The following is a 25,870-nucleotide window of genomic DNA, read 5'->3' on the forward strand; positions in this document are numbered from 1 at the left end:
CCAACACGCTGTGCGTGCGCCCCGGCACGGTCGTCGTGTACCAGCGCAACAACGTCACCAACGACGTGCTGTACAGGGAGGGCATCAACTGCCTGGTCATGCCGTCCGCGGAGCTCTCCCGCGGCCGCGGCGGCCCGCGCTGCATGTCCATGCCGGCCTGGCGCGAGGCGCTGTAAGGCTCTAAGGCTTACTGGCGGGGCGCTTCAGCGTCCCGCCTCTCCCGTTGTTCATCGGGCGGCCGTATTCAGGGAGGGGTCGGCCGCCCCGCTCCCATAAGGAGATTCTCATGGCAGAGACAAAGAAGAAGAAGCGCGCGAGCCTTTCTTCGTTTACTATTTTGCTGATCATCCTCGTGGTGCTCGCCGTCGTTACCGTCATCATGTCCGCCTGCGGCGTGGAGGGTATCGAGGGCGCTACGCTCTCCGGGGTGCTCACCGCTCCGGTGTTCGGCTTCCAGGACGCCATCGGCGTGTGCCTGTTCGTTATGATCTTGGGCGGCTTCCTCGGCATCGTGACCGAGACCGGCGCGCTGGATGCCGGCATCGCCGCGCTGGTGCACAAGCTCAAGGGCAACGAGCTCGTGCTCATCCCCATCCTGATGGCGATCTTCTCCATCGGCGGCTCCACCTACGGCATGTGCGAGGAGACGGTTCCGTTCTACCTGCTGCTCGCCGCCACCATGGTTGCCGCGGGCTTCGACAGCCTGACCGGTGCGGCGGTCGTCCTTCTGGGCGCCGGCTGCGGCGTTCTGGGCTCTACGGTGAACCCGTTTGCCGTGGGCGTGGCCGTTGACGCGCTGTCCGGCGTGGGTATCGCCGTGAACCAGGGCATCATCATCGTGCTCGGCCTGATCCTGTGGGTCGTGACCCTGGTCATCTCCATCATCTTCGTGATGCGCTATGCCAAGAAGGTCATGCAGGACAAGGGTTCCACGTTCCTGTCCCTGCAGGAGCAGCAGGACATGATGAACGAGTGGGGCCTGAAGGAGTCCGAGGGAGAGGCTGCCGACGGTCAGGCCGCGGGCACCCCGAAGATGACCGGTCGCCAGAAGGCGTCCCTCATCGTGTTCGCCCTCACCTTCGTCGTCATGATCGTGTCCTTCATTCCCTGGACCGATCTGAACGTGAACGTGTTCGAGGCGGGCGCCACCTATGAGGAGGTTGCCACCCCGGTCAGCGGCGAGGAAATCGTCGCCACCTATGACGAGGCCACCGAGACGGCCCTGACCGTCGAGGGCGACTTCGAGGGCGTTGCTGTGGCCGAGGAGGAAGTCACCCCCGCCTGGTCGTCCTTCCTGACCGGCGTGCCCCTGGGCGGCTGGTACTTCGATGAGGCCTCCACCTGGTTCTTGCTGATGGCGCTGATCATCGGCGTTATCGGCGGCGTCTCCGAGAGCCGCTTCGTGAAGGCGTTCATCAACGGCGCCGCGGACATGATGTCCGTCGTGCTGATCATCGCGCTGGCCCGTTCCATCACTGTGCTCATGGCTCAGACGGGCCTGGACATGTGGATCCTGAACAACGCCGCCAACGCGCTCGCGGGTATGTCGGCCATTATCTTCGCGCCGCTGTCGTTCCTGCTGTACGTGGTGCTGTCGTTCCTCATCCCGTCCTCGTCCGGCATGGCCACGGTGTCCATGCCCATCATGGGCGGCCTGGCCAGCCAGCTGAACTTCTCGGTCGAGACCATGGTCATGATCTACTCCGCCGGCAACGGCCTCGTGAACCTGTTCACGCCGACCTCCGGCGCCATCATGGGCGGTCTGGCCCTGGCCAAGATCGAGTACTCCACCTGGCTGAAGTTCGGCGCCAAGCTGTTCGTCGTGCTCGGCGTGGTCTGCATGATCATCCTTACGGCAGCTATGCTCATTCTGCCTGGCGCTGCCTAAGATTCGCGTCGATAACAGCCTGCCGGCTGTCATCCTTCCGGAAGGGCGCCCATGAGCGGGGCGCCCTTTCCGCATCTATATATGGAGATGGTCGGTGAACGGTGGGAAAAGGTAGGAGAAAATCATTGACGCGGGTGGGTCACGCTGGTAAGATATCGCCTTGCGTTTAGTCACATTCAAGGAGAAACTTACATGTACGCAATCGTGAAAACGGGCGGCAAGCAGTACAAAGTCGCCCCCGGAGACAAGATCAACATCGAGAAGCTCAACGTCGAGCCCGGCGACAAGGTGGAGCTTGAGGCCATCTGCGTCGTCGACGGCGACAAGGTGGAGGCCGACCCCGAGAAGGCCACCAAGACCAAGGTCGTCGCCACGGTGCTCGAGCAGTTCAAGGGCGACAAGGCGCTGGTCTTCAAGTTCAAGAAGCGCAAGAACTACAAGAAGCTGCGCGGTCATCGTCAGAACCTGACCCGCGTCAAGATCGAATCCGTCGGAACGGCTAAGGCCGAGTAAACGGGTAAAGGAGGAATCTCTCATGGCACACAAGAAAGGCTTGGGCTCTACCCGTAACGGTCGTGACTCCCACGCACAGCGACTGGGCGTGAAGAAGTTCGCCGGCGAGGTTGTGAAGACGGGCAACATCATCGTTCGCCAGCGCGGCACCCACTTCCACCCCGGCGAGAACGTCGGCCGCGGCAAGGACGACACCCTGTTCGCCCTGTGCGACGGCACGCTGAAGTTCACGCGCGGCGACAAGCGCAAGATCCACGTGATCCCCGCCGAGCAGACCGCCTAAACGCTTCAGTCTCAACGACTGCGTAACATATAGCGCAAGCCAATGCCCCCTGAGTTTTCCAGGGGGCATTGTTGTATTCGTGTAAGAATTGCATGGAGGCGGTGGGGGCGCGTGCTCGACGACCTCTGATCGCCCCCTGGAGAACGCGGCCGTTAAGAAACAGCTTCCACTTCAGCAGCAATCGTGTTGGGAGGGTACCGACTCATGTGCGTTCCTTTCGCTGTTTCTTTTGCCGCGTTCGGAGGGGGATACCGCGATCAGCGGGCGGCGAGCACGCGCTCCCACCGCCTCCCCACAAGGTTCACAGCCAGATTGTGCGATAATCGGCATGCTGACAGTTAGGGAAGGGTTCCTATGTTCATAGACAAGGTGAGAATCAATGTGAAGGGCGGCAACGGCGGCGCCGGGTGCATGTCGTTTCGACGCGAGGCCCATGTGCCCAAGGGCGGTCCCGATGGAGGCGACGGCGGCCATGGCGGCAACGTCGTCGTGCAGGCCGATGCCTCGGTGTCCTCGCTTATCGAGTACCGCTTCAAGCACCACTTCAAGGCCGAGCGCGGCACCCACGGCCGGGGCAGTCGCATGCACGGCGCCACGGGCGAGGACCTTGTGCTGAAGGTGCCGGTGGGCACGGTGGTGCGCGAGTACTTCGAGGACGAGGGAGACGTGGGGGAGATGATCGCCGACCTCACCCACGACGGCGAGGCGGTCACGGTGGCCCGCGGCGGTATGGGCGGCCGCGGAAACATCCACTTCGTCACCTCCACGCGTCGCGCGCCGGCCTTCGCCGAGCTGGGCGAGCCGGCCGAAGAGCGCTGGATCGAGCTGGAGATGAAGCTCATGGCCGACGCGGCGCTGGTGGGCATGCCGTCTGCGGGCAAAAGCTCGCTCATCGCGAAGATGAGCGCGGCGCGGCCGAAGATCGCCGACTATCCGTTCACCACGCTGGTGCCGAATTTGGGCGTGGCCACCTCAGGCGACCTCTCCTTCGTGGTGGCGGACATCCCCGGGCTCATCGAGGGCGCCCACGAGGGCAAGGGCTTGGGGCATGAGTTTCTGCGCCATATCGAGCGCACGGCCCTTATCGTGCAGATCGTCGACCTTACGGGCGACTGGGAGGGGCGCGATCCGCTCGAGGATTACGAGATTATCAAAAACGAGCTGGGCCTGTACGCCGATGAGCTGGCGAGCCGTCCGCGCATCGTGGTGGCGAACAAGATCGACGTGCCCGGGACCGAGGAGGCCTGTGCGGCCCTGGCCGAGCGGGTGCGCGAGGATTCCATCGCCGCGGCCGGGGGCAACGAGTTCGTGGAAAGCCCCATCGACCCGAAGCTTTACCGTATCAGCGCGCTGACCGGTGCGGGCGTGGACTCGCTGAAGGCGGCCATCGCCACCAAGGTGCACGATCTGCGCGAGGCGGCCCGCGAGGCGGCAGCGGCCGATTTGCAGTACGACCACGTGTGGGAGCTGCGCCGCGAGGCCCGCGAGAAGCGGTTCGACATTCTGCCCGAGGGCGATGGCGCGTGGCGCGTGAAGGGCGTGCAGGTGGAGCGCATGGTGGTGCAGACCGATTGGGAGAACGAGGAGGCGGTGGCCTTCTTCCAGCACCGCTTCAAGCGCATGGGCGTGGACACGGCCCTGGAGAAGGCCGGCGCCCGCGACGGCGACGAGGTGCGCATCCTCGGCTTCTCCTTCGCCTTCGAATCTCCCACTGCCGGCGCCGAGGACATCTATCAGGAGTTGGACATCTAATGAGCGAGACAGACGGCGCGCGCAAGCGCCTGGTGGTGAAGATCGGCTCGGCCACGCTCACCACCTCCGAGAGCTCCATCGACTACGGGTTTCTGCGCGACCTGGCCGACCAGGTCGCGCGGGTGCGCGCGGCGGGGTGGGACGTGGTGGTCGTCACCTCGGCGGCCATCGCCTGCGGCCTGGAGGCCTTGGGGATCGCCAAGCGCCCGACGGACATGCCGAGCCTTCAGGCGGCGGCCTCCGTGGGCCAAAGCGCCCTTTCCACGGCCTACGCCGAGGCCTTCGGCGCCCGGGACATGCTCACTTCGGTGGTGCTGCTCACCCGCCGCGACACGGCGGACCGCACGGCCTACCTGCATGCCCGCGATACGCTGAACCGGCTCTTGGAGCTGTCGGTGGTGCCCATCGTGAACGAGAACGACACGGTGTCCGTCGAGCAGATTCGCTTCGGCGACAACGACACTCTGGCGGCGCTGGTCGCCTGCCTGATCGATGCGGACCTCATGGTCATCTTGTCGGACATCGACGGCCTGTACACGGCCAATCCGCAGATCGACCCTGCGGCCACGCTCATTCCCGTGGTGGACCGCGTGGGCCGCGAGATCCTGGCGGCGGCGGGCGGCGCGGTGTCCGGCGTGGGCTCTGGCGGCATGATCACGAAGATCAAGGCGGCCCGGGTGCTCATGGCCGCGGGCATTCCCATGGTCATAGCCCAGGGGCGCCGTGCCGGCTGCATCGTGGATGCGGCGGCAGGCGAGTCGGTGGGCACGCTGTTCACCGCGCCCGGCAGGCCCCACGAGATCACGGCGAAGAAGCTCTGGATCGCCCTGGGCGATTCCGTCCACGGCACCATCATGGTGGACGAGGGCGCGCGCGATGCCCTGGTAGAGCGCGGCAAATCGCTCCTTTCCGTGGGCGTGCGCGCCGTGTCGGGCGATTTCGGGCTCGATGATATCGTGGACGTGGCCGACGAGGCGGGCCATGTGTTCGCCCGCGGACGCGCGGCGGCGGCAAGCGACCTTCTGAAGCTGGCCTGCGGGCGCAGCCGCGAGGAGGTGGCGAGTAACGCCATCCTGTCCATTCTGGCCGACCGTCCGGTCATTCACCGCGACGAGCTGGTTCTGTTCGAATAGGAGCACTCGTATGATCCTTGAAGAGGAAGTGCGCGAGCTGGCGAGGCTCGCCAAGGCGGCGAGCGTGAAGCTGGCCGTGACGAGCGAAGGCGAGCGCAACGGGGCGCTTGTCGCCATGGCGAAGGCGCTGCGCGACGAGGCCGCGGTCATCGTGGCGGCCAACGGGGAGGATATGGCGGCGGCCCGCGAGGCGGGCACCTCCGAGGCCCTGCTCGATCGTTTGATGCTGGACGAGTCTCGTGTGAACGCCATGGCCGACGCGTTGGAAGACGTGGCGGCCCTGCCCGACCCGCTCGGCGTGGTGTCGCTGGAGTCGACCCTCTACAACGGCATCGGTCTGCGCCGCGTGTCGGTGCCTTTGGGCGTGGTGGCCATGGTCTACGAGGCCCGGCCCAACGTGACCGCCGATGCGGCCGGCGTCTGCGTGAAGTCCGGCAACGCCTGCATCCTGCGCGGCGGCAGCCTGGCGGCCCGCTCCAACGAGGTCATCGCCGATGTGCTGGCGGCCGCGGCGGTCAAAGCCGGTCTGCCCGAGGGCAGCATTTGCGCTGTCACCACCACCGATAGGGCGGCCACCGATGTGCTCATGGGCCTGCACGGCCTGGTGGACGTGCTCATCCCGCGCGGCGGCGCGGGGCTCATCCGCCATTGCGTGGAGCACGCCAAGGTGCCGGTCATCGAGACGGGCACGGGCAACTGCCATGTGTACGTGCACGCCTCGGCCGACCCTGAGATGGCGCGGGCCATCATCAAGAACGCGAAGTGCCGCCGCTATGGCGTGTGCAACGCCGCCGAGACGCTTCTGGTGGACGACGCGGCGGCCGATGCGGTGCTCCCTCCCATTCTGCAGGATATGCAAGAGGCCGGCGTGCTCGTTCACGCCGATGCCCGCGCCTTGGCCGTTGCCGAGGCGGCGGGGCTGGCCACGGCGGGGGAGAACCCCGATGCGGTGCTTGCCACCGAGGATGATTGGGCGACCGAGTACCTCGGGCCGGAGCTTGCCGTTGCCTGCGTGGAAGGGCTGCAGGCGGCCATCGATCACGTGAATCGCTACGGCACCAAGCATTCCGAGGCCATCGTCGCCGCCGACGAGGAGGCCATCGAGGCCTTCCTCGCCCAGGTGGACGCGGCGGCGGTCTACGCCAATGCCTCTACGGCTTTCACCGACGGCGGGCAGTTCGGCCTCGGTGCCGAAATCGGCATCTCCACCCAGAAGATTCACGCCCGCGGGCCCTTCGCCGCCGACGCGCTCACGTCCTACAAGTACGTGCTGCGCGGCGCGGGCCAGGTGAGGGCCTAGACGCTGTGGATGGGGCGGTGGAGGCCCTGGCCGAGCGCGCCCGTGCCGGCGAGCTGGGGCGCTTGGGCATCATGGGCGGCACCTTCGATCCGGTGCATGGGGGGCACCTCGTCTGCGCCGAGCAGGCCCGCGAGGCGCTGGGGCTGGACGCGGTGCTGTTCATCCCGACGGGACGTCCCGCCTTCAAGCTCGACCGCCCCGTTACCGATGGCGAGCTGCGGCTTGCGATGCTTCGCGCCGCCGTTGCCGGAAACGACGCTTTCGCCGTGAGCGCTTTGGAAGTGGAGCGCCCGGGCGTCACCTATGCCGCCGACACCCTGCGCGCGCTGCGCGCGGCTCTGCCCGATGAGGTCGAGCTCGTGTTCATCACGGGTGCCGATGCGGCCCTTACCCTCCCGCGCTGGCGGGAGAGCGGGGCGCTGGCCGACCTTGCCGCCTTCGGCGTCGCTGCCCGTCCGGGCTACGAGCTTGACGCGGCGGCGCTCGCGGACCTGTCCGCCCGCGGCTTCGATATCCGGCCCTTCGCCGCGACGGCGCTGGATATCTCGTCAAGCGATATCCGCCGTCGGGTGTCGGAGGAGCGCACCATCCGCTATCTCGTGCCCGAGCCGGTGCGAGTGATGATTGAAGAGCAGTATTTGTACCGAGAGGAGCTCGACCATGGCCGACTGGCGTAGCGAGGAGTTTTACGAGGCGCGCCGCGCCGAGCTTGAGGACCGCGTGGGGCCGCACCGCTTCAAGCACAGCCTCGGCGTATCCGAGACGGCCGCGTCGCTGGCCCGCATCTACGGCGCCGACGAGACGGCGGCGCGGGTGGCGGGCCTGCTCCACGACTGGGACAAGGGCTACGACGACCCGGGCATTCTCGCTCGCGCCGACGAGCTGGGCATGGAGCTGACCGACGAGCTTGTCGCCATGCCGCGGGTGCTCCACGGTCTTACCGCCGCCGAGGCCTTGGGCCGCGAGTTCCCCGAGCTGCCGCCCGAGGTGCTCGCTGCCATCGAGCGCCATACCTTGGGAGATGTGGACATGAGCGATTCGGATATGATCGTCTACATCGCCGACGCGCTGGAGCCTGGCCGCAAGGGCAAAACCGTGGAGAAGCTCCGCAAGCAGGTTGGAAAATCGAATCTGCGCGAGCTGTTCTTGGACGTGTACGCCTACTGGGTGCTGCTCATCATGGAGCGCCGCCATCCCATGTACTCGCGCACCACCGAGATCTGGAACTCATACATGCCCGAGCAGGAGGTCTTCCTCTCCGAGGCCAACCCCGACCCCATCCCCTGGGGCCGACCCTAACCGACGACGTTGGGGCCCAGAGGAAGAGCAGGGAAGAGGCTCGGGAGGGGGTACGCGGAGACCTCTGAGCGCCCCCGGAGAACGCAGTAATTTAAAGAAATAGCTTCCACTTCAGCAGCAAGCGCGCTGGGATAGTGCCGACCGGTGTGCGTTCCTTCCGCTATTTCCCTTAACTGCGTTCGCAGGGGGAGATGAGCGAAGCGGGCTCCGCGCACCCCCTCCCGAGACTCTTTCCGGAGGGATATGTGCTAAGGTATGCACGCGAAATTCAACTTCTCGAAAGTGAGGATAGATATGACCGACGCCGTTGAAAAGCAGGCCGCCTTCTCGCGCGAGTGCGCGCTTATCGCCGCGAAGGCCGCCGATGAGAAGAAGGCCACCGACATCATGGTGCAGGAGGTGCGCGAGCTTATCGGCGTGACCGATTACTTCATCATCGCCACGGCCGCCAACTCCCGCCAGGTGGACGCCATCATCGACGAGATCGAGGACAAGCTGCGCGAGGATGCGTCCATCAAGCCCACCCATCGCGAGATGTCTCCCGATGGAAGCTGGTCGCTTCTGGATTACGGCAACATCGTCGTGCACGTGTTCATGCCCGAGACCCGCGAGTACTACCGCCTGGAAGCGCTGTGGAACGACGCGCCGGTGGTGGATCTGGCCGCCGAGGCGGGGCTTGAGAACCTGCAGTACTCCGAGCGCATCTCGAAGCTGCTCTCTTACGAGGCCCGGGCGTTGGCCACCGAGGCCGAATCGCCCAAGGCGGGGTCGCTCTCCTAACCAGACGCGCATTCGCATGTCCGGGGGCCTGGCAACAGGCCCCCTTTTTTTGCGTGCGGAGCTTGACCGCCCTCGATTCTCCCGCGAATCGGGGAGGAGCCCCTGCGATTCTCCCGCAAACCGTGGAGGAATCGTGGGGACGGGGTCGCGAAACGGCGACGGGGCTTCTCTTCTTGCGGCGCCCGGCCCTGGCGGCTTGTTGCGGCTTTGGCGCAACGGGGCCTCGGGGGGCTGCGCCGCCTTCGCGCGAAGCTGCCGTCGTCGCCCTTTGCTCCGGCGCCCTTGTTTCCTGGTGCTTTCCGGTGGTGCCCGCCCCGCCCCGACGCGCCTGCGGGAATGCTGCGCGGGGCTTTCCGACATCCTCGTGCGTTGCCGCATGAGGCGGCGTCCGGCTCAGATGAGGGGGCCGAATCGCGCCGGGGCGCCTTGCCTGTTGCCCGCCGGCGCCCCCGCTCCTATCCTGCGCTTCGCAATTGACGAAACCGCAGAGAGGGGAACGCCCATGAACCGTTTTATCCGCCAGAGCGCCTGCAGGGGCCATCGTCCTGCTTCCGTTGCCTTAGACCGCTTGGTATCGCGCCCTCGGCTCGTGTCCCGCCTGATGGCCGAGAGGCGCGTCCTGCGCATCATCGAGGCGCCCGATGAGTTCGGCAAGGCCGCTGTCGCCTTCGAGTATGCCCTCATGGCCTTCGACTTCATGCACGTGTTCTGGATAAACGGCGCCTCGCCCTGTTTTCTGAGGGACATCGACGCCGCCGTCATCGCCGGGGAGGTGCTGGCGGCCGATGCGGAGGCGCGGCTGGTGGTTATCGTCGATTTGCCGAAGCTCTCCGACGAGCGCGCGCAGCGCTTGGCCGGCGAGATCGACTGCCTTCTGGATGCCGGCTGCGAGGTGCTCGTCACAACGACCCCGGCCCGCGACGCCCTGCGCGATCTGTTCCCGGCCGCGCTTGTGGTGGAGCCGCGCGAGATGCTGGTGGACGCCGCGGAGGATGAGGCGGACGCGCTTATGGGCAAGGGGGTGCGCCAGCCGTTGACCTTGGAGCGCCGGATTCCCGGCGTGCGCTGGGGAGGCGGTGCGACGGCGCTGCTGGAGGGCCTGGCCGGCGACGGGCTTGCCGGCGACGCCCAGCTGCTTTTGTGGGCGCTGCTCGCCTTGGGGAGCGGAGACGAGGACGATGCCCGCGCTCTGCTCGGCGACAAGCGGGGGAGCGCGGCGTGGAAGTACCTGGCGGCCGCCTACCCCTGCGCGGGCATCGATGAGGACGCCGGCGCCTTCGCGGCGCTCGCGGTGCCCATGGCGGCGCTGCGCAAGGCCGCCGCGCCGCGCCTTGAGGCCATGGCCCGCACGTCCCCGCTGGCCGATCGCGACGAGCTGGCGGCCCTCATCGCCGGCCGCCTGGCCGCCCGCGGCGAGAGTCGTCGGGCGGTGGGGGCCATCGAGGCGCTGGCCGGGCGCGCCGAGCAGGGCCGCTGGCTCGTCGAGCACGGCTGGGAGGTGCTGTGGGGCCGGGCCGCCTTTGAGGTGTGCGATTTGTACGACTCGGTGGACAGGGTGCACGTGGGCCGGCGCCCGGTGCTGAATGCCCAGCTCGCCTGGGCCTGGGCCCAGCAGGGCAATCGCGCCCACGCTGTGTCCTTCGCTCAGCGGGTCCTGGCTGCGCCCGACGCCTCGCAGGCCGTGCGGGCCGCCGCGGCCTTGGTCGGATGGGACCAGGGAAACGCCGCCACCCGCGAGGTGATGGAGGGCGAGCTTGCCCTGTGGCTGGCCCAGTGCGGCGATAGCGAGCCGGCGCAGACGGAAGAGGGGCGCTTGGCCCTGCTCGCGGCTTTGGCCCTCGCCCCGCGCATGGAGCGCGACCCGCTGGCGGTGTGGGCGGCCCAGGCCGAAGGGCCCTCGGCATGGAGTGAAGGTGCGCGCGAGACGCTCGAGATGCGCCTGCTGGCCGCTGCCTTGGTCGTTGAGCAGCTTGAGGCCCAAGGGCTCTTCGAGCGGCGCAGGGAGAGCGAGGCGCTCGGCCGCCCGGAGCTGGTGCGGCTGGTGGCCTCATGCCATCGCGCTCTCGAGGCGCTCGTCGGACGGGGCCTGGGCCTCGGCTACGGCGCCTTGCGCGTCTCGGCGGCCCTCGATCGCGTGGCCGAGGCCCTCGCTGCGGCCGGCATTCCCATGCTGAGCGAGCCTGTGGCCTGCGCCATGCGCGCCGCGTTCGTCGAAGAGGGGCGTGCCCGCACCGCCCGGCGCAAGGGCGCTCGCGCCTCAGGGCAGCGGGAGGGGGTCTTGGCGCGCGACCGCCTGGCGGCCCCCTTCTCGCCGGCCCGCGCCTCGCTGGCCGAAGAGTCCCTCGCCGTGCGCGATCAAACGGTGCCGCTGCTGCGATTGCGCCTGTTCGGCTCGATGGAGGTGGCGGTGGGGGAGCGCGACTTGACCCGTACGTTTCTCGAGCATAACCGGGCGCGGCTCTTGCTGGCGCTTTTGGCCCTGCACCGCGGGCGCGAGCTCACGCGCGAGCGCTTGGCGGAGATGCTGTGGCCGGCCACCAACCCGCGGACGGGAGCGAAGAACTTCTACCGGGTGTGGAGCGATCTGTGGGAGGTGCTCGCCGAGAACGGCCGCTGCCCCTACCTGCTGCGCGACCGCTATGGCTGTCGTTTGGACGCCTCGCTGTTCACAAGCGATGTGGAAGAGTTCGAGCGCTTGAACCGCCAGCTGCTGTTCGGCTCCGCCAACGACAGCATGGCCTGGGAGCGCACGCTGCTCACCATCCAAGAGTCCTTCGACGCGCCCCTTCTGCCCGCCGAGCCGCGCAACGAGGCGCTGGCCGTCTTCCGCCGCCGCTTCGCCTCCGAGCTTGTCGACGGCCTGCTCGCCGCCTCCCGGCGCCTGCTGGCCCAAGGCGAGCCCCAGGGTGCGCTGTGGTTCGCCCGCGAGGCCCTGCGCCGCAACGCCACGCGCGAGGACGCCTATGCGGCGCTCATGCGGGCGCAGATGGCCACCGACCAGCGCTCGGCGGCCGTGGAGACCTTCTTCAGCTGCCGCGATTTCTTGGCCGACCACCTCGGCCTCGATCCCTCTCCGAGCCTCGTGGCCCTCTACGACGCCCTGCTGGAGGGCAGGATGCTGCCCGTGGAAGCTTAAAGCCCGCCCGGGGCCTCGCGCAAAAGCGACGCGCGAGGCCCTGGGCGTAGGTAGGGGCGAAAACGCGAGAAGTGATACAGCCTTGATACCTTGGCGAGGGCAAAAGAGGAGTACTATGGACGATGACTATTCCGCTGAGGGATGGAAGCATCATTCGATTGCGCCCGATGACGGGCCTTGGGGCTTCGGGCGCGCAAGGAAAGGGGGTGTGCAATGGAGGCTTTCGCTGATGTGGCGCTGCTCTCGCGCGTGCAATTCGCGCTGACGGTGGCCTACCACTTCCTGTTCGTGCCGCTGTCCATCGGACTGGGGCTCATTCTGGCCATCAACGAGACCCGCTATTACCGCTCGCGCAAGCCGGAGGACGCTGCGGCGACGAAATTCTGGGTGAAGATCTTCACTGCGACTTTCGCCATCGGAGTGGCTACGGGCATTACCATGGAGTTCTCCTTCGGCACCAACTGGGCGAACTACTCGCGGTTCGTCGGCGACATCTTCGGCGCGCCGCTTGCCGCCGAGGCCCTGTTCGCCTTCTTCTTGGAATCGGTCTTTCTGGGTGTTCTGCTCTTCGGCCGCGACCGCGTGAGCCCGAAGTTCTATATGGTGTCGTCCTGGCTCGTCTGGGCCGGTTCCTGTCTTTCGGCCCTGTGGATTCTCATCGCGAACTCGTGGATGCAGACGCCGGCCGGCGGCGAGTTGAACGCCGAGGGCACCGAAGCGGTCATCACCGACTTCTTCGCTGCGGCTTTCAACCCCTCCATCTTCGCGCGCTACACCCACACGGTTGATGCCCTGCTTATCATGGGCGCCTTCGTGGCCATGGCCGTGGCCGGGTGGTATCTGCTGAAGAACCGCAACACCGATTTCGCCATGAAGACCATGCGCATCGCCGCGGTGGTGGGCATCGTGACGTCCTGCGCCATGATCGTGTTCGCCCACGCCTCGGCCGTGGTGGTGTGGGAGGAGCAGCCCACCAAGCTCGCCATGATGGAGGGCATGTACGACTCCGAGGTGCCGCCGCTGTACGCCGTGGGCATCGTGGACGAGCAGGGCCAGGAAGTCATCGCGCCCTTCGCCATTCCCGGCGGCACGAGCTTCTTGGCGACGGGCAACTTCGATACCGAGTATCCGGGCTTGAACGAGCTCGCCCAGACCGAGGAGTACGGCGACATGGTGGTCGAGGACATGCCCGTGGGGCTCGTCTTCCAGAGCTACCACCTCATGGTGGCCATGTACGGGCTCATCATGCTAACGAGCATTCTCGTGCTCGTCTTCACCTTCAAGGGCGGCCGCATCGCGAAGATGCGCTGGTTGCAGCGGGCGGCGCTGATTTCGCCCGTCTGGCCGTTCATTGCCATCCAGACCGGCTGGATCACCGCCGAGGTGGGCCGCCAGCCTTGGGTGGTGTACCCGAGCGTGACCGGGCCCGAGGGCGTGTCGCTGCTCACCGACGAGGGCATCTCCATGTCCGTGTCGGCGCCCGAGCTGTGGCTGACGCTGGGCCTGTTCGTGCTGGTGTACGCGGTGCTGCTCATCGGCTGGGCCCGCGTTATCGGCCGCTTCATCAAGGAGGGGCCCGTGGTTGAGGGCGACACCGCGCTCGACCGCCAGCTGGGCGATGCCGCCGATGCCGGCGCGGGTGCGGGTGCCCAAGCCGTGGTCGCCGTGGCGGCCGATGGCGAGGGCGATGTGGCGGTCGTCGTGACCGAGGCGGACGATGCGCCTGTCGAGGCCGCGCCCGCGAAGGGAGGTGAGTAGCCATGTTCGAGTTTCTGAGCGTGCTGTGGTTCTTCCTCATCTTCGTGCTCATCGCCGGCTACTTCGTCCTTGACGGCTTCGATTTGGGCGTTGGCGTGCTCTCGCCCTTCATCGCCAAAAACGACGAGGAGCGCGCGGTGCTGCGTCGGGCTATCGGTCCGGTATGGGACGGCAACGAGGTGTGGCTGCTCACAGCCGGCGGCGCCCTGTTCGCCGCTTTCCCGAACGCCTATGCCACGACGTTTTCCGGCTTCTACCTGGCCGTGATGCTCGTGCTGTTCGGGCTTATCGTGCGCGCCGTGTCCTTCGAGTTCCGCGCCGGCGATCCCGGCTGGGGCAAGCTGTGGGACGTGTGCTTCTTCGTGGGCTCGCTCCTTCCCGCGCTTCTGCTCGGCGTGGCCGTGGGCAACATCTTCGCCGGCATTCCCATGGATGCCATCGGCGATTATGCCGGCGTGCCGCTTATCGGCCTCATCACGCCCTTTACGCTGCTTACGGGCTTGCTCGGTCTGGCTATGTTCTTGGCCGCCGGCGCCTCGTGGGCCGCGCTTAAGGCGCCGCTGCCCTCCGAGCTTCAGGCGCGCGCCGCTTCTCTGCGCCTGCCGCTGCAGGTGGTCTCGCTCGTGCTGTTCGTCGTCGTGTCGGTGTACGCGCTGGCTCTCATCGGGCCGGAGATGGATCCGAGCCTGGGCATCTTGCGCTGGCTGTTCGCCGCCCTTGTGGTGGTGGGTCTGCTTGCCTCGCTTGTGCTGGGCAAGACGGCGGGCGACGATCTGAGGGCGTTTTTGGCCCAGTCCGCTGCCATGATCGCGCTTGTGGCGTTGCTGGCCTGCTCCATGTTCCCGGTGCTCGTGAATGCCACGGCCGATTCCGTAGGCCCGGCCATCACCCTGGCTAACGCCGCCTCTTCCGAGCTGTCGCTGACCTGGATGACCATCATCTTGTGCATCGGATTGCCGCTTGTGCTCGTCTACCACGTCGTCATCTATCGCACCTTCCGCGGCCGCGTGAACCCCGCCGACTTGGAAGAATACTAAGCGTCGCCGTTTGACGATAAGCGAACCAAGGAAGCCCGCCCCAGCGCGGGCTTCCCGCTTTCTACCCCGGCCCGCCCCAGCGCGGGCTTCCCGCTTTCTATCCCCCGGTCCGCTCCAGTGAGGGCTTCCCGCTTTCTATCCCCCGGTCCGCTCCACCCCTCTTCCCAGCTGGACCCTCCTCTCCGATTCCCCGCTCCTGTTCCCCTCCTTCGTCCGGCTCCCTTCCCGGTTCCATCCCTCTTCTTTACCGGTTCCAGCTCCTCTCCTTTACCGGTTCCAGCTCCTCTCCTTTACCGGTTCCGCCTCCAGCTTCATTCCCGCCCCTTCCCCTTCCTGCCCTTCTGCTTCCCCTCCTCGTGCTTTTCGGGAAAAGTTTCTCGCTGTTTTTTGCAGAAAAAGGGCGATTGTTTGCACTTTTAAGGTTGAGAAGCGGCGTCGAGCAAACTGCGAGGTAGTGTCGTTTGCGAGAAAGGCCAGCTCAGAGTGGTGCAAGGGGTGAAGGATGCGGCTCGCTAATGGTGTCGAATGCTGCTGTCCATTTCGCGAATGTCTAACAATCGCATTTTTTCTGCAAAAAAGAGAGATATTTCTCGCCCAGATAGAGCGTGCTTGTCGGAATAGTGCGTGCTGGCCGGAATAGCGTGTGCTAGCCGGAATAGCGTGTGCTCGCTGGAATAGCGTGTGCTCGCTGGAATAGTGCGTGTCGCAGGAATAGCGTGTGATCGCAGGAATAGCGTGCGCTGGCAGGAATAGCGTGCGCTGGCCGGAATAGCGTGTGCTCGCTGGAATAGTGCGTGTCGCCGGAATAGTGCGTGCTAGCCCAAATTGAGCGTGCTGGCCGGAATAGCGTGTGCTCGCTGGAGTAGCGTGTCGCGGCCTAAAGGGGTTCTGTCCGCAGAGCGGAAGGGGGTTTGCTGGCTTCTGGAAGGGCTAGCCATTGCCGGATGCTTTCACGAAACGTGATAATTCTGCTCATGAATGGATGTTCGGTCGGGTTGTCTGCGGCGCGTTAGGATGTTGGCGAAACCGCGTAAACTAGCTCCCCCAAGCAGAAAAGGGGCTTCGAGAAAAGGCTCTTGAGGAGCTGCGAAAAGAAGGCCCTCATGGGACCGCGAGAGAGGGCTCTAAAGGAGTCGCGGAAAAGCTCCAGCGGGCCTGCGAGAAAAGGGCTCTAAGGGAGGTTGCGAAGAGGAAGCTCCAATGGGGCCGCAAGGGAACCCTCCGAAAAGCCCCAATGGGGCCGCAAGGGAACCCTCCGAAAAGCCCCAATGGGGCCGCAAGAGGGGACTCTGAAGGAACCCTGCAAAAGCTCCAATGGGGTTCGAGGCATGGGACTAAGGGGCGAGGAGCAAGACTCAAGAGGGGCCTAGCGGAGAAGGGTCACGAGGAGGCGAGGACTGTGAAATCGGTATATCTCTCACATGTGAGCGCTTTGGCGTTTTGGAGGCTGTGGTCTATGGCCAATCCCATTTCCCTCCAAGAGTTCCATGCGCGCAGAATCAACCAAGTGGACGGTCTGCCGGCTCGATTGTTCGCGGGCTCTTCGGTTTTGACCTCTCCGGCTTCGAGCAAGAACGAAATCGAGGAGGCTTTGGGCCGCGCGCTCGACCCGGGCGAGCTTCCCCTTCACGTGCTGATACGTCGCTCGCCCGGAACGCGGCAGACGAAGGCGATTGCCCGCCATCACGGAATGGCGACTTATCCCAAAGGGGCCTTCCTGAAAATGGGAAGGCACCTTTTCGTGAGTGCGCCGGAGCTTGTGTTCTGCCAGTTGGCGCAGCATCTGCCGTTCGGCTCCCTGCTCGCGCTGGGCTACGAGCTGTGCGGGTGCTATCCGATTGAGGGCAGCGGATACCAGGTGCGGCACCCCCTCACAACGCCCAATCGGCTCGCTGCCTTTGCCCAGCAGCTTCGCGGTGCCCATGGCGCGGTAAAGGCGCGCAAAGCGGCCCGTTGCGTTCGGGCCAAATCAGCTTCTCCGGCTGAAACGTCGATGGCGGCGCTTTTAACGACGCCGCGTGCCCTGGGCGGCCTTGGCCTCTCGCAGGCGAGGCTCAACGATCCCGTTTCCCTCAACGCCGACGCGGAGCGTATTGCGCAGGCGAGCGCGCTGGTGTGCGACATCGTGTGGCCGGATGATAAGGTCGCCTTCGAATACGACAGCGCGGCTTATCACGGCACGGGCGAGCGCGTTGTCAAAGACTCGCGGCGGCGCAGCGCTCTTGCCGCCAACGGATATGTCGTGCGGTCGATCACCAGTGGGCAGATGGCGAACGTCTTCGAGTTCCAGGAGACGGTCGTGCACGCCTTCCGCGAATCGGGAACGTATCTGAGGCGCATGAATGCCAAGCAGCTAGAGGTGCATATGCGCCTACGAAGCGAGCTGAAGAAGGGCTTGTAGCGTTTTGCGTCGACGGATTCTTTTTGAACGGGGGTTGCGGCGAGCCTTTGTTCAAGACGCGAAAGGTTTTTCCTGAAAATTTGCACGAAACAGCGTTTTGTTAGACAGGCTCTTCTTGCTTTTGCCGGTCGCGCCGGCTTAAGAATCTGAGATAGAAAAAGGGAGTTGAAGTATTCCCAGGTCAATAACGTGGAGAGTCTTGGCTGCTTCGACAGCTGGTTTATCTGAGCGCGTTCATGTTTCATGAAAGTGCAAACAAACAGGCTTTTCTTGCAAATTGAGAGGAAAAGTTTCACGCAGCGGGGGGAGGGAAGGGGGAAGGGGCAAAAAGAGCGGTGAAGGTAAAGAGGGCGTCGAAAGCGACGAATGGCGGAAGATGCGGGGATTGGCGGGGTATAGGGAGCGAGGGAGGCGAAGGGGCGAGAGCGAAGGGGCGAGAGCGAGAGCGAAGGGGCGAGAGCGAAGGGGCGAGGGGCGAGAGCGAGGAAGGGACGAGGAGACGAACGGGCGAAGCGGCGAAGGGGCGAGGGGCGAGAGCGAGGAAGGCGAAGGGGTGAGGAGGAGAAGGGGCGGATGGGTGGATGGATGGGCGGATGGGGGCGGTGGGCTTGCAGTCCCTGTGGAATTGCGGCTGCCATCTGCCCGTTGTGGTAGAGTGAAGCAGATTTGCACCGAGGCGGCCGCACGGGCCGTTTCACATGGTGACGGGAGCTATTCGGGGAAGGCGCTCGCCGAGCCTTGAAGCAACGTCGCCGACCACAGATAAGGAAACGCAACCTATGGGATTTCTCTCGAAACTGCTCACCATGGGCGAGGGCAAGCAGCTCAAGCGCTATCAGGCCAAGGTAGAAAAGATCAACGCCCTGGAGCCTGAGTTCCAGGCGCTCAGCGACGAAGAGCTCGCTGCCAAAACCGTTGAGTTCCGCGAGCGCTACCAGGCCGGCGAGAGTCTGGACGATCTGCTGCCCGAGGCCTTCGCCGCTGTGCGCGAGGCGAGTGTGCGCACCATCGGGCTTCGCCACTTCGACGTGCAGCTCATCGGCGGCATGGCCTTGAACGAGGGCCAGATCGCTGAGATGAAGACCGGTGAAGGCAAGACGCTCGTGTCAACGCTGGCGGGCTATCTGAACGCCATCCCCGGGCACAACGTGCACATCGTCACCGTCAACGACTATCTGGCGAAGCGCGACTGCGAGTGGATGGGCCAGATCTACCGCTTCCTCGGCATGAAGACCGGCCTCATCCAGAACGGCATGCCCCCGGCGGCGAAGATTCCCGCCTACGAGGCCGATGTCACCTACGGCACCAACTCCGAGTTCGGCTTCGACTACCTGCGCGACAACATGGTCACCCGCGGCAGCTCGCGCGTGCAGCGCGGCCACCACTTCGCCATCGTCGACGAGGTCGACTCCATCCTCATCGACGAGGCGCGAACCCCGCTCATCATCTCCGGTGCCGGCACTCAGGCCGCCGACACCTACAAGAAGTTCGCCCGCGTCATGCCCGGCCTCAAAGAGGGCGTCGATTTCGACATGGACGAGGCCAAGCGCACTATCAACGCCACGGAGAGCGGCCTTGAGAAGATCGAGGTCATGCTCGGCATCGAGAACATCTACGCCGATCCGTCCGGCCAGCTTGCGAACCATCTGCAGCAGGCCCTGAAGGCCCAGTTCCTCTTCCATCGCGATGTGGATTACGTCGTCATGGATGGCGAGGTGAAGATCGTCGACGAGTTCACCGGCCGCATCATGGAGGGCCGTCGCTACTCCGAGGGCCTGCACCAGGCGCTCGAGGCCAAAGAGCGCGTGCTCGTGCGCGAGGAGAACCAGACGCTGGCCACCATCACCTTGCAGAACTACTTCCGCCTCTACGACAAGCTCTCCGGCATGACCGGTACCGCTATGACCGAGGACGCGGAGTTCCGCCAGATCTACAAGCTGCCGGTCATGGCCATCCCGCCGAACAAGCCGGTCGTCCGCAACGACGAGAACGACTTGGTCTATCGCACGGTGGACGGCAAGTTCAACGCCGTGGCCGACGACATCGCGGCGCGTCACGCCGCCGGGCAGCCCTGCCTGATCGGCACCGTGTCCATCGAGAACTCCGAGAAGCTCTCGCGCCTTTTGGACAAGCGCGGCATCAAGCACGAGACCCTGAATGCCAAGCACCACGAGCGCGAGGCCCACATCGTGGCCCAGGCGGGTCGTTTGGGCGCTGTCACCATCGCCACCAACATGGCCGGCCGCGGTACCGACATCCGTCTGGGCGGCGAGCCGGACATGCTCGCCGAGGACATCCTGCGCGAGCGCGGCTTTGACCCGGAGGCCGAGGCGGGCGACGAGGACGCCTTGGGGCGCATTCCCACCGAGGCCGACCGCGCGGCGGCCCTCGCCCGCGCCCGCGAGATCTGCGACGAAGAGCAGGCGCAGGTGCTCGCTGCGGGCGGCCTGTGCGTCATCGGCACCGAGCGCCACGAGTCGCGCCGCATCGACAACCAGCTGCGCGGTCGTGCCGGCCGTCAGGGCGACCCGGGCGTGACCCAGTTCTACCTGTCGCTGGAAGACGACCTCATGCGCCTGTTCGGCGGCTCGAAGATGGACTCCATCGCGCACATGATGGAGAAGACCAACCAGGAAGACGACATGCCCATCCAGGCCGGCATGGTGTCCAAATCCATCGAGAGCGCCCAGCGCCAGGTGGAAAGCATGCACTTCGCCGCCCGTAAGAACGTGCTGGAATACGACGATGTGATGAACCTGCAGCGCAAGGCCATCTACGAGGAGCGCAATGCCATTCTGGACGGCAAGTCCATGACCGACCGCATCCCCGGCATCATCCGCGACGCGGTGGACGCCATCGTGGGGGAGTGCTGCCCGGGCAACTCCGCCTCCGACGACTGGGACGTGAAGGCCATCGACCTGTGGGCCGCGAACATGACCGGCTGCAACGACTTTACCGTGGAGCAGCTCGACCACGAGGACGACGCCGAGAACGTCGCCGATGCGCTGAACGAGTTCCTCACCTGGATTTACGAGCAGAAAAGCGAGCAGCTGGGAAGCGAGCTGATGGAGAACCTGTCGGCCCAGGTGATGCTGCGCATCATCGACACGCGCTGGATGGCGCACCTGCAGGAGATGGACTACCTGAAGACCGGCATCGGCCTGCGCGCCTTCGGCCAGCGCGACCCGCTCGTAGAATACAAGAACGAGGCCTACAACGCCTTCCAGAGCCTGACGAACTCGATGTACGACGACTACCTGCGCACCTTGCTGCGCCTGGAGATTGCCGCCAAGCCCGCCGAGCCGGGCCCCGAGGGCGCCAAGCGCCCGGCCCATGCGGCCCTCGACGAAGGGGAGGACCCGCTGGCCCGCAAGATGAGCTACTCGGCCCCGGAGCAGGCTTTGGAAGAGTCGGCCATCCGCGGCCGCCACGCCGCCGCTGCCCGCGCCGCCTCCGGCATGCCCCCCGCCGCGCCGCGCCCCGCTGCCGGCAAGCCCCAGACCTACGTGAAGGACAAGGAAGACCCCTACGCCAACGTGGGCCGCAACGACCCCTGCCCTTGCGGCTCGGGCAAGAAGTTCAAGAAGTGTCACGGCCAGAACCTTTGACGCCCGCTCGATAATGGTTGAGTAAAGCGGAAGCGGCGGGTGTCTTGACCGAGCGAGTTCCGCAGCGACTGAAACAGGACTCAATGTCCTGTTTCGCAAAGCGAGGACTGTTTGAGCGAGTCAAGGCACCCGGCGGTTCCGCCCCGGGAGAGCTTCAAGGAAAAGCAGGCAAGGCATGGAACTGAAAGACATTCAGAAAGATATCGAGAAGGCGGCCGCCCGGGTGGAGGACGCCTTCTCCTTCCTTCATATCGACGAGAAGCGCGCAGAGCTTGCCGCCCTTAACGAGCAGACGGCGAGCCCCGATTTCTGGAACGACCCGGAGGCGGCCCAGGCGGTCTCCAAGAAGGCCGCGAATGTGCGCGCCACCATCGAGGACTACGAGCGCGCCTGCGGGCTTTTGGACGATGCGGCCGCGGCGCTGGAGCTGGCCGGCGATGACGAGGCCTTCGCCGCCGAGGCCGAGACGGCCGCTTCCGAGCTGACCGAGCTGCTCGACCAGCTGGAGGTGGAGTCGTGGTTTTCCGGCGAGTTCGACGCGGGCGACGCCATCCTCACGGTGAATCCCGGCCAGGGCGGCCTTGAGGCTCAGGACTGGACCGAGATGCTCTACCAGATGTACGTCCACTACGCCGAGGACAAGGGCTGGAAGGTCACCGTGCTCGACCTGGTGCCCGGCGAGGGCATCGGGCTGGACAAGGCCACGATTCAGATCGAGGGCCGCTACGCCTACGGCATGCTGCGCAGCGAGATCGGCATCCACCGCCTGGTGCGCATCAGTCCCACCGACGCCAAGAAGCGCCGTCAGACCACCTTCGCCTCGGTGGAGGTGCTGCCGGTCATCTCCGACGACATCGAGGTGGATTTGAACCCCGCCGATGTGCGCGTGGACGTCTACCGCTCCTCGGGTCCGGGCGGCCAGTGCGTGAACACCACCGATTCCGCCGTGCGGCTCACCCACGAGCCCACGGGCATCGTGGTCACCTGCCAGAACGAGAAGAGCCAGCTGCAGAACAAGGAGGCCGCCTTCCGCGTGCTGCGCGCCAAGCTCTACGAGCTGGAGGAGCGCAAGCGCCAGGCCGAGCTGGACGAGCTGCGCGGCGAGCGCAGGGAGAACTCCTTCGGCAGCCAGATTCGCAACTACGTGCTGTTCCCGTACCAGCTGGTGAAGGACTTGCGCAGCGGCATTGAGACGGGAAATGTGGACGCCGTCCTCGGCGGCGCCCTGGAACCCTTCATCATCGGGTATCATACGTGGCGTGTAGCCAACTCATAGTGCCATACGGGAAAGGGAAGACACATGGATACTGCCGCCTTGCAGGCGAAGGCCACCGACATCCGTCGGGACATCCTGACCATGATCACCGAGGCGGGAAGCGGGCACCCCGGCGGGTCGCTTTCCTGCGCCGACATTCTGACGGCGCTCTACTTCGGCGGCGTCATGAACTACGACGCGAACGACCCGAAGATGGTCGGCCGCGACCGCTTCATCCTGGCCAAGGGGCACGCCGCACCGGCGCTCTACGCCACCCTTGCCGAGGCCGGCTATTTCCCGAAGGAAGAGATCCACACCCTGCGCAAGCTCGGTACGCGCCTGCAGGGACACCCCGATTCGAACCTTCTGCCCGGCGTGGAGGTGTCCACCGGCTCGCTCGGCCAGGGGCTTTCCGTGGCCTGCGGCCTGGCGGCGGGTCTGCGCCTAACTGGTGAGGACGGGTTCGTCTTCACGGTGCTGGGCGACGGCGAGTGCGAAGAGGGCCAGGTGTGGGAGGCCGCCATGTTCGGCGCCCACAAGGCGCTCGGGCGCTTGGTGGCCATCATCGACAACAACGAGCTGCAGATCGACGGCTGCATCCACGACGTGTGCGACCCGGGCGATCTGGGCGATAAGTTCGCCGCCTTCGGCTGGGATGTGCAGCGCGTGGACGGCCACGACATCGAGGCGCTCGTGGAGGTGCTTTCCGCCCGCAAGGCGCAGGAGAACGACCACCCGCTCGCGCTCATTGCCAAGACGGTGAAGGGCAAGGGCGTCTCCTTCATGGAGAACGAGGCCGGCTGGCACGGCAAGGCGCCGAAACCTGAAGAACTTGAAGCGGCCCTGGCGGAGCTTGCCGCCGCTGCGGAATAGGAGGCCTGTCATGGTGAAACTCGCAAGTGAAAAGGCTGCTGCCCAGAAGAAGGCCACCCGCGCCGCCTTTGGCGCCACCTTGGCGGAGCTGGCCGGCGAAGGTCTGCCCGTCGTTGCTGTGGACGCCGACCTTACCGGCTCTACCACTACCAAGAAGCTTGCCGATGCGGGACACGCCGACCGTCTGTTCAACTGCGGCATCGCCGAGCAGAACATGATCGATGTGGCCGCCGGCCTCTCGTTGGCCGGCAACATCGCCTTCACCGGCTCCTTCGCCGTGTTCGGCACGGGGCGCACCTACGACCAGATTCGCAACACGGTGTGCTATTCCGGCTTGAACGTGAAGATCGCCCCCACCCACGCGGGCATCTCCGTGGGCCCCGACGGCGGGTCGCACCAGATGCTCGAGGACGTGTCCCTCATGCGCGGCCTTCCCGGCATGCGCGTGCTCGTGCCCGCCGACTACGCCGCCGCCCGCGCCGCCCTGCGCCTGGCTGCCCAGACCCCCGGCCCGGTGTACGTGCGCATGGGCCGCGCCGCGGTGCCCTGCGTCTACGATGATGACGTGGAGCTGGAAATCGGTCGGGCCTACGTGCTGCGCGAGGGCGCGGACGTGACCATCGTGGCCAACGGCGTGGAGATCCGCGAGGCCCTGGCCGCCGCCGATGCGCTCGCCGAGTCGGGCGTCTCTGCCGAGGTCATCGATGCCTTCTCGGTGAAGCCGCTCGACGACCAGACCATCCTGGCCTCGGTGGCCAAGACCCGCTGCGTGGTGGTGGCCGAGGAGCATTCCGCCATCGGGGGCTTGGGCAGCGCCGTGTGCGAGCTGCTCGCCGCGACCGACCCGGTGCCCGTCGAGCAGGTGGCGGTGCGCGACCGCTTCGGCAAGTCCGGCGAGTTCGAGGAACTGCTCGCCTACTTCGCCATCGATGCCGCCTCCATTGTTGAAGCTGTGAAAAAGGTTCGTGAACGCGCGGCCCTTTGATAGAATGACTCAGTCTCAGTAACGAACAACCTGAACGGAGCAAGCTGTGACGAATGAACGGAACCAGGGAAATCCTGGTCGCACCGGCCGTCACGCCGGCGTATCGGCCCAGGGCAACAACCCGCGCTCTCGCGCGGCGGCCCCCCAGACCGGTAGCGCCCAGAAGGCGTCGATGACCTCCCAGCTGTCCCAGGCCCTGCCCGTGCTCGAAGTGGACGAGATGGCCGCCCCCATGGGCGCGCCGGTCATCACCTTCGATCACGTGACCAAGACCTACCCGGCCCAGCCGAAGAAACCCGCCCTGCACGACATCACGCTGCAGATTTTCGCTGGCGAGTTCATCTTCCTCGTGGGCCATTCTGGATCGGGCAAATCCACCTTCATCCGCCTTCTGACCCGCGAGATCAAGCCCACGAGCGGCAAGATCTACGTGGCCGACGAGGATTTGACCACCATGCGCAACTGGCGCGTGCCCTACCTGCGCCGCAACATCGGCTGCGTGTTCCAGGACTTCAAGCTTCTGCCGAACAAGACGGTCTTCGAGAACGTCGCCTTCGCCTTGGAGGTAATCGGCAAGAGCCGCCATGTCATCAAGACCCAGGTGCCTGAGGTGCTGCGTCTGGTGGGCCTGTCCGATAAGCTGAACAGCTACCCCGACCAGCTCTCCGGCGGCCAGCAGCAGCGCGTGTCCATCGCGCGTGCCATCGTGAACCGCCCGCCTTTGCTCATCTGCGACGAGCCCACGGGAAACCTGGACCCGCAAACCTCCCGCGGCATCATGGATCTGCTCGAGCGCATCAACCGCACGGGCACCACCGTGCTCGTGGCCACCCACGACCGCGAGATGGTGGACAACATGCGCCGTCGCGTCATCGCGCTCGACCGAGGTCATCTGACCCGCGACCAGGACAGGGGGGTGTACGGTTTCGATGTCTAGTCTCTTCTACTTCTTCAAGGAGTCGCTGCAGGGCTTCGCGCGCAACCTCTCCACGACGCTCGGCTCCATCATCACCATCTTCCTGTCGCTGCTCATCATCGGCGTGTTTTTGGTGGGCGGCACCATCGTCGAGCACCTCGTGTCCTCCATCGAGGACGAGGTGTCCATCACCGCGTACGTGGCCGACGACGCTCCCCAGGAGTCCATCGACGCCGTCTCGTCCATGATCAAGGGCATGGAGGGCGTGGAAAGCGTCGGCTTTACCACCAAGGAGCAGGCGCTGGAGAGCTTCAGCAACTCCATGACCACCAACCCCGAGATCATCGAGCAGCTGGACGGCACCAACCCGCTGCCGGCCTCCATCGACGTGAGCCTGTCCGACCCGCAGAAGGTGGACGAGATCGCCGCGGCCATCGAGGCCGACGAGACGTTCCGCTCCATCTGCGACGAGCCGGACGACCCGGCCGACTCGCTCAAGTACGGCCAAAAGACCGTCGACCGCCTGTTCTCGGTGACCAAGTACGTGCGCTACCTGGGCGTGGCCCTGGTGCTGTTGCTCGTGTTCATCGCGCTCGTGTTCATCAACAACACCATCCGTCTGGCCATCATGGCGCGCCGCAAGGAGATCGCCATCATGCGCCTGGTGGGCGCGTCGAACGGCTTCATCCGCGGCCCCTTCCTCATGGAGGGCGCCCTGCACGCGATCATCGGCTCGCTTCTGGCCGTCGGCGTGCTGCAGCTTCTGCGCATGTACGGCGTGCCGAAGCTGCAAAGCGCGCTGTCGTTCCTCTCCCTTGATGTGTCCGGCAACACCTACCTCATGATTTACATCGTGCTCGTGATCGCCGGCCTCGTCATCGGCCTTCTCGGTTCCGCCTTCGCGATGAGGCGCTATCTGAAGGTGTAGAATAAGCGCAACGGAAAGCGATTCG

Annotated in this window: 20 protein-coding genes; all 20 read left to right on the plus strand. The window is 65.5% G+C overall.

Annotated features, from left to right (window positions below):
* On the plus strand, positions 1–176 hold a 176-nt coding region (locus VJ923_RS11780; protein WP_326441779.1), incomplete at its 5' end, for an arginine deiminase family protein.
* A 110-nt stretch (positions 177–286) separates the two neighbouring features.
* On the plus strand, positions 287–1,888 hold the full coding sequence (locus VJ923_RS11785; protein WP_326441720.1) for a YfcC family protein: 1,602 nt from the start codon (positions 287–289) through the stop codon (positions 1,886–1,888).
* Positions 1,889–2,080: 192 nt separating this feature from the next.
* Entirely contained in the window at positions 2,081–2,401 is a 321-nt protein-coding gene (gene rplU, locus VJ923_RS11790; RefSeq protein ID WP_326441722.1) for a 50S ribosomal protein L21, read from the plus strand.
* 22 nt (positions 2,402–2,423) lie between these two features.
* Complete coding sequence (rpmA, locus tag VJ923_RS11795) at positions 2,424–2,684, plus strand: 50S ribosomal protein L27 (RefSeq protein ID WP_275208079.1); 261 nt, start codon at positions 2,424–2,426, stop codon at positions 2,682–2,684.
* A 354-nt stretch (positions 2,685–3,038) separates the two neighbouring features.
* Positions 3,039–4,436, plus strand: coding sequence for a GTPase ObgE (gene obgE / locus VJ923_RS11800; RefSeq protein ID WP_326441726.1), 1,398 nt, complete (start codon positions 3,039–3,041; stop codon positions 4,434–4,436).
* Positions 4,436–5,569, plus strand: coding sequence for a glutamate 5-kinase (gene proB, locus VJ923_RS11805; protein ID WP_326441728.1), 1,134 nt, complete (start codon positions 4,436–4,438; stop codon positions 5,567–5,569). The genes obgE and proB overlap by 1 nt, the downstream gene beginning before the upstream one ends.
* Positions 5,570–5,579: 10 nt before the next feature.
* The gene (locus tag VJ923_RS11810; RefSeq protein WP_326441730.1) at positions 5,580–6,869 is read left to right on the plus strand and encodes a glutamate-5-semialdehyde dehydrogenase; all 1,290 of its coding nucleotides are present in this window, start codon (positions 5,580–5,582) and stop codon (positions 6,867–6,869) included.
* 5 nt (positions 6,870–6,874) lie between these two features.
* Positions 6,875–7,546 carry a nicotinate-nucleotide adenylyltransferase gene (nadD, locus tag VJ923_RS11815; RefSeq protein ID WP_326441732.1) on the plus strand — a complete coding sequence of 224 codons (672 nt, stop codon included), beginning with the start codon at positions 6,875–6,877 and terminating at the stop codon, positions 7,544–7,546.
* A complete protein-coding gene (gene yqeK, locus VJ923_RS11820) occupies positions 7,530–8,168 on the plus strand; it encodes a bis(5'-nucleosyl)-tetraphosphatase (symmetrical) YqeK (protein ID WP_326441734.1) in 639 nt (212 codons plus the stop codon). The genes nadD and yqeK overlap by 17 nt, the downstream gene beginning before the upstream one ends.
* A gap of 294 nt (positions 8,169–8,462) precedes the next feature.
* A complete protein-coding gene (gene rsfS / locus VJ923_RS11825) occupies positions 8,463–8,948 on the plus strand; it encodes a ribosome silencing factor (RefSeq protein WP_326441736.1) in 486 nt (161 codons plus the stop codon).
* A gap of 502 nt (positions 8,949–9,450) precedes the next feature.
* A complete protein-coding gene (locus tag VJ923_RS11830) occupies positions 9,451–12,084 on the plus strand; it encodes a bacterial transcriptional activator domain-containing protein (RefSeq protein WP_326441738.1) in 2,634 nt (877 codons plus the stop codon).
* 213 nt (positions 12,085–12,297) lie between these two features.
* A complete protein-coding gene (locus VJ923_RS11835) occupies positions 12,298–13,842 on the plus strand; it encodes a cytochrome ubiquinol oxidase subunit I (protein WP_326441740.1) in 1,545 nt (514 codons plus the stop codon).
* Between the two features lie 2 nt (positions 13,843–13,844).
* Positions 13,845–14,879, plus strand: a complete 1,035-nt coding sequence (gene cydB, locus VJ923_RS11840) for a cytochrome d ubiquinol oxidase subunit II (protein WP_326441742.1) — start codon at positions 13,845–13,847, stop codon at positions 14,877–14,879.
* A 1,456-nt stretch (positions 14,880–16,335) separates the two neighbouring features.
* Positions 16,336–17,280 (plus strand): hypothetical protein, encoded by a 945-nt coding sequence (locus VJ923_RS11845; RefSeq protein ID WP_326441744.1) that lies wholly within the window; start codon positions 16,336–16,338, stop codon positions 17,278–17,280.
* Between the two features lie 779 nt (positions 17,281–18,059).
* On the plus strand, positions 18,060–20,888 hold the full coding sequence (secA, locus tag VJ923_RS11850) for a preprotein translocase subunit SecA (protein ID WP_326441746.1): 2,829 nt from the start codon (positions 18,060–18,062) through the stop codon (positions 20,886–20,888).
* 175 nt (positions 20,889–21,063) lie between these two features.
* Entirely contained in the window at positions 21,064–22,164 is a 1,101-nt protein-coding gene (gene prfB / locus VJ923_RS11855) for a peptide chain release factor 2 (protein ID WP_326441748.1), read from the plus strand.
* Positions 22,165–22,188: 24 nt separating this feature from the next.
* Complete coding sequence (locus tag VJ923_RS11860; RefSeq protein WP_326441750.1) at positions 22,189–23,016, plus strand: transketolase; 828 nt, start codon at positions 22,189–22,191, stop codon at positions 23,014–23,016.
* Between the two features lie 10 nt (positions 23,017–23,026).
* Complete coding sequence (locus VJ923_RS11865) at positions 23,027–24,001, plus strand: transketolase family protein (RefSeq protein ID WP_326441752.1); 975 nt, start codon at positions 23,027–23,029, stop codon at positions 23,999–24,001.
* Positions 24,002–24,047: 46 nt separating this feature from the next.
* Complete coding sequence (ftsE, locus tag VJ923_RS11870; protein WP_455423871.1) at positions 24,048–24,938, plus strand: cell division ATP-binding protein FtsE; 891 nt, start codon at positions 24,048–24,050, stop codon at positions 24,936–24,938.
* Positions 24,931–25,845 (plus strand): permease-like cell division protein FtsX, encoded by a 915-nt coding sequence (gene ftsX, locus VJ923_RS11875; RefSeq protein ID WP_326441754.1) that lies wholly within the window; start codon positions 24,931–24,933, stop codon positions 25,843–25,845. Before ftsE ends, ftsX begins: the two co-directional genes overlap by 8 nt.
* The last annotated feature ends 25 nt before the right edge of the window (positions 25,846–25,870 follow it).

Source organism: Adlercreutzia shanghongiae, from assembly GCF_035830635.1.
Taxonomy (GTDB): domain Bacteria; phylum Actinomycetota; class Coriobacteriia; order Coriobacteriales; family Eggerthellaceae; genus Adlercreutzia; species Adlercreutzia shanghongiae.